General features: G+C 57.6%; 3 protein-coding genes. All 3 read right to left on the bottom strand.

What is annotated here, in order from left to right; genetic code table 11:
- Nucleotides 1-157: 157 nt before the first annotated feature.
- On the bottom strand, nt 158-1687 hold the full coding sequence (locus Q5H33_RS08160) for a DNA polymerase III subunit epsilon (RefSeq protein WP_302423957.1): 1530 nt from the start codon (nt 1685-1687) through the stop codon (nt 158-160).
- A gap of 504 nt (nt 1688-2191) precedes the next feature.
- Nucleotides 2192-2848: a peptide deformylase gene (locus Q5H33_RS08155; protein ID WP_117612301.1), complete on the bottom strand. Its 657-nt coding sequence runs from the start codon at nt 2846-2848 to the stop codon at nt 2192-2194.
- 63 nt (nt 2849-2911) lie between these two features.
- Nucleotides 2912-4294, bottom strand: coding sequence for a phosphoglucosamine mutase (gene glmM / locus Q5H33_RS08150; RefSeq protein WP_022245606.1), 1383 nt, complete (start codon nt 4292-4294; stop codon nt 2912-2914).
- Nucleotides 4295-4365: the final 71 nt, after the last annotated feature.

The following is a 4365-nucleotide window of genomic DNA, read 5'->3' as shown; positions in this document are numbered from 1 at the left end:
CACACGAGACGAACGAATGACAGAAAGGTACAAGACAAACAGCGGGCAAAACATCCAGCGGGAACAGACACAACACGACTACGCCTGACACACATCCAGCAACGTCAATTCGTCCGACCAACTTACGCCTTGCCACACAACCTGCGAGCGACTCCGTCTACCAGCGCTTGCCACAGCGCTTGCCACCATTGCCGGGCCTGCCACCGGCGCCCCACGGCCCGCGCCCCTCGGCATGCAGCACACCCAGATGATGCTTCATGGCGACCAGCATGATGTGCGTATCTTCCAAGCCAAGATGTCGTTCGCTTTTGGATGCATCCAACGCGCCCTGACGTTTGGCATACGCATCCAACGTATTGTTGCCGTGCGGATGCTCATCATCGGGAATCGACCCCTCATCCCAACGACGGCTCATCGGCAATGTGTCGATGATCGTGATATTGCCGGCACGATAGCTTTCCGCATATCCGGCGACGTTCAGCATGAAAAAGCTATGCTCGAACCGGGCGTTATGCGCAACATATGGCTGCTGTTCGAGTCGTTGCAGCAATCCGATCTGAGCTTCGGGCCATTCGTCGAACAGACAAAAGTCCGCGCTGGCGCGACCGCGCACGTCAATACCGGTAAGGTCGAGAATCAGAGGATTGCCAAGCAGCGCATTCTGCGCGGGAACACCGAAGGAAAGACGTGCCTGGCCATATGCATCGCCGGTCTCGTAATAATCCTGTTCGTAGCGGTAGCCCGCGGGCTCGCCGGCAGGACGAGGCGAGATCATGTTCATGAATTCGAATCCGGCATCGATGATGTACACGCGAGCCGGATCCGTACCCGTAGTTTCGATATCAATGCCCATCACCGTGTCGACGTCACGGCCGGGAAGGTAGGCGTCACGCCAATCCGACTTTTTGTAATCCGCCAAACGTCGGTCCTGCGCGGCTTCCGCCGAGTCAGCGGAACCGCCAGCGGATCCGAGGGAACCATAGTCGAACACCTTCGAGCCTCCCGGACTCGTCACCCCGCTCAAATTCGCGCGTGACATGGCGTAATCGCTGGCACGCTTCTGCTCACGTTCCGCGGCACGACGTTCGGCACGGCCATTGACGATCTGCGCGGTACGATCCTGAATATCGTTAAGATTCACGAGGCTTTCCGCTCCGGCAACAGACTGCAGCACGGGCACTATCACCCGCTCCCGCCGCTCTTCGGCAATCGTCCACAATCCCATCGCAACACCAATGCGCCGCAACACGGCAATTTCGTCGCACAACCTACGGTTCGCATAGGCGAGCGCGCGAGGCAAACGGTATGAAGCGATCAGACGGTCGAAATCCGTCATGAAGGTGGTATTGCATTGCGCGATGATGGATTCGAGCCGGTCACGGACCGCTAAATCCTTTTTCAGCAGATTATGCAACTGTTGGACGGATAGTACCGAATCCTGCATGGAATCCGTTTTCTCCGAGGTCGACGAAAACGTGGTATCCGCGGCATTCAGAACGGCGATCAGGTCGATGCCTTGGCTTTTGGCGGCTCCGATGCCGTGTTCCAAGTCGAGAGACATGACCCAATGCCAGTCGATGCGCTCATTGTCGGCGTTTTTCGGCATCGATGCCGACCATTGGCTGATGTCTTGTTTGGCTTCGGTAAGCCAGGAACGGCCCGTCTTTGCTTCGTTCATACTTTGCATGGTAGCCGAGAGGGGGCGCAGTACACGTCGGCGCGTACAAAAAACCATGATGCTTCTCGGATAGCGCAATCTTAAGTTTTTTTGAGATTCGAAAGGTTATCTTGGGTTCGTTTTATTTCGTTGATTTTCGGTAAGAGAAAGAACAATGCTACGAAAAACGATTATGTTCACCAAGCATTCGTCGTCAGGATACGATCATGCGCGTTGCAGACGGAGCACGACGTCGCGTACGAAATCATTCCATCGCAACGCGAACGCCGATATTGTCGATAATGCTGCGAAATGCAAACATGGTTACGCTCATACGTGCGTCTGCCGTGGGGAGTGTGATGCGTGCGCGCGTTGCACTGGTTATGCGCATGGTGGTATGACGAAAAAATGACGGTATGACAAAAAGGGAGAGGCCTGTGGGCCTCTCCCCCTGCAGGATATTCCGCGGATTGCGCAACGATAGGATTCCGTGACAATCGGATTCCGCAGCGATTTGCGGCGTGCGCTCCTGGTTTACAGTTCGAATCCGAGTTCGGCGGCGGCTTCGGTGGGAACCGGATCGTCGCACCAGAAATCCTCAAGATTCTCGTTGGTGGCGAGGCTGCGGATTTCCGCCTTGTCGATATACAGTTCGCCGCTCAGATGGTCGGTTTCGTGCTGGAAGATGCGGGCCGGCCAGCCGTGCAGATGTTCCTCATGCTGTTTGCCATCTTCATCCTGCCAGCGGGCGGTGATGTCGAGCCAGCGCTTGCGTACCGCCTGATAGCCGTCGAAGCTCAGGCAGCCTTCGTAGAAGCTGCGGGTTTCGGTGCCGATCGGCTCATAGCTGGGGTTGATGATGACGTGGAATGGGAATTCGGACGCTTCGCGCGGGTCATCGTCATCGTCGTCGCGCACATGGTCTTCCACCACGGCAAGCGCCAGTCCGAGGCCGATCTGGGTTGCGGCGAGACCTACGCCCGGCGCTTCGATCATGGTGACGCGCATGGTTTCGATGAGCTTGTCAAGTGTCTTGCGGCTCAGTTGGCCTTCGTAGGCTGCGGTCTGCTGGCGCAGTACCGGTTCACCTGCCTGCACGATGGGAAGCAGCTGTTCCTTGCCGCCGGTTTTGATGAGTTTTTCGACCTCGCGGTTGAGCTCGAGGTTGACTTTCGAGTTACGTCCAAACATGGGGTTCCTTCGCGGATTGGTTCGGGATTTTGGATTGCCAAATACTGTGTATCGGCGGTGTGATTACAAGGCGAGTTCTTCGGCCACGACTTTGGCGAGACGGTCGCAGACCTCGTCGGCCTGCTGCTGGGTTTCCGCTTCAGCCATGACGCGCACGAGCGGTTCGGTGCCGGAGGGACGCAAGAGCACGCGGCCGGTGTCGCCGAGCATTTTCTCTTCGCGTTCGACGGCCGCCTGCACTTTGGCGTTGGTTTTGGCTGCGAGCTTGTCGACGTTTGGCACGTTGATGAGGGTTTGCGGCAGTTGCGGGAAGTCGGATGCGAGTTCTTTGAGACTCTTGCCGGAGTTGACCACTTCGTTGCACAAGGTCAGTGCGGTGAGTGTACCGTCGCCGGTGGTGGCGAATTCGCGGTTGATCACGTGGCCGGACTGTTCGCCGCCGAGCGAATAGTCGCCGCGCAGCATTTCCTCAAGCACGTAACGGTCGCCCACGCCGGTTTGCACGGTTTTGATGCCCATGGAACGCAGGGCGAGCTTCAGGCCGAGGTTGCTCATCACGGTTACCACGAGGGTGTCGTGGTTGAGTTTGCCCGCGTTTTTCTTGGCACGTGCAAGAATGCCCATGATCTGATCGCCGTTGACCATATTGCCTTCGCCGTCTACGGCAAGGCAACGGTCGGCGTCACCGTCGAATGCCACGCCCAAGTCGGCTCCGGAGGCTTTGACCATGGCCTGCAGCTGTTCGGGGTGTGTGGATCCGGCGTTCTTGTTGATGTTGTAGCCGTCTGGCGAAGCGTTGATCACGATCACGTCGGCTCCTGCGCGGCGCAACGCTTCCGGCGCGACCACGGAGGTGGCGCCGTTGGCGCAGTCAGCCACGACTTTCAAGCCTTTCAACGGTGTCGGCTGGGACTTGTCAGGCCCGATGGGGGCGATGGTGGATACCAGATGGTCGATATACAGGTTGGTTGCGGTTGCCGTGTCGTGGCTGATACGTCCCACGCCTGCACCGGTCGGGCGTTCCCAATCCTGGCCGAGCACGTTTTCGATTTCGTCTTCTTTGGTGTCAGGCAGTTTGAATCCGCCGCGTGCGAAGAATTTGATGCCGTTGTCGGGCATGGGGTTATGGGATGCGGAAATCACGGCACCCATTTCCACGTTCAGCACGGAAGTCAGGTATGCGACACCCGGAGTTGGAATAATGCCCGCGTCGATCACGTCGAATCCACCTGCGGACATGCCTGCGGACAGTGCCGCTGCAAGAAAATCGCCGGAAACGCGGGTATCGCGGCCGACCAGTGCACGGCGACGACCGTCGAATTCGCTTTTGTCTCCATCATCGCCAAGCACGCGCACCGCAGCATCGCCCAAATCCAACGCAAGCTGTGCGGTCAAAGCCCTATTCGCCAATCCTCGAACACCGTCTGTTCCGAACATACGTGGCATGAGTCTCAAGTCCTCGCTATCTCAAGTTATATTGCCGTGCACCATCGTACTCAACGGGTTCACCATTCAAC

Origin of the sequence: uncultured Bifidobacterium sp. (assembly GCF_959020145.1) — a bacterium.
Lineage (GTDB): Bacteria > Actinomycetota > Actinomycetes > Actinomycetales > Bifidobacteriaceae > Bifidobacterium.
This window is presented reverse-complemented; position numbering and strand designations above follow the sequence as displayed.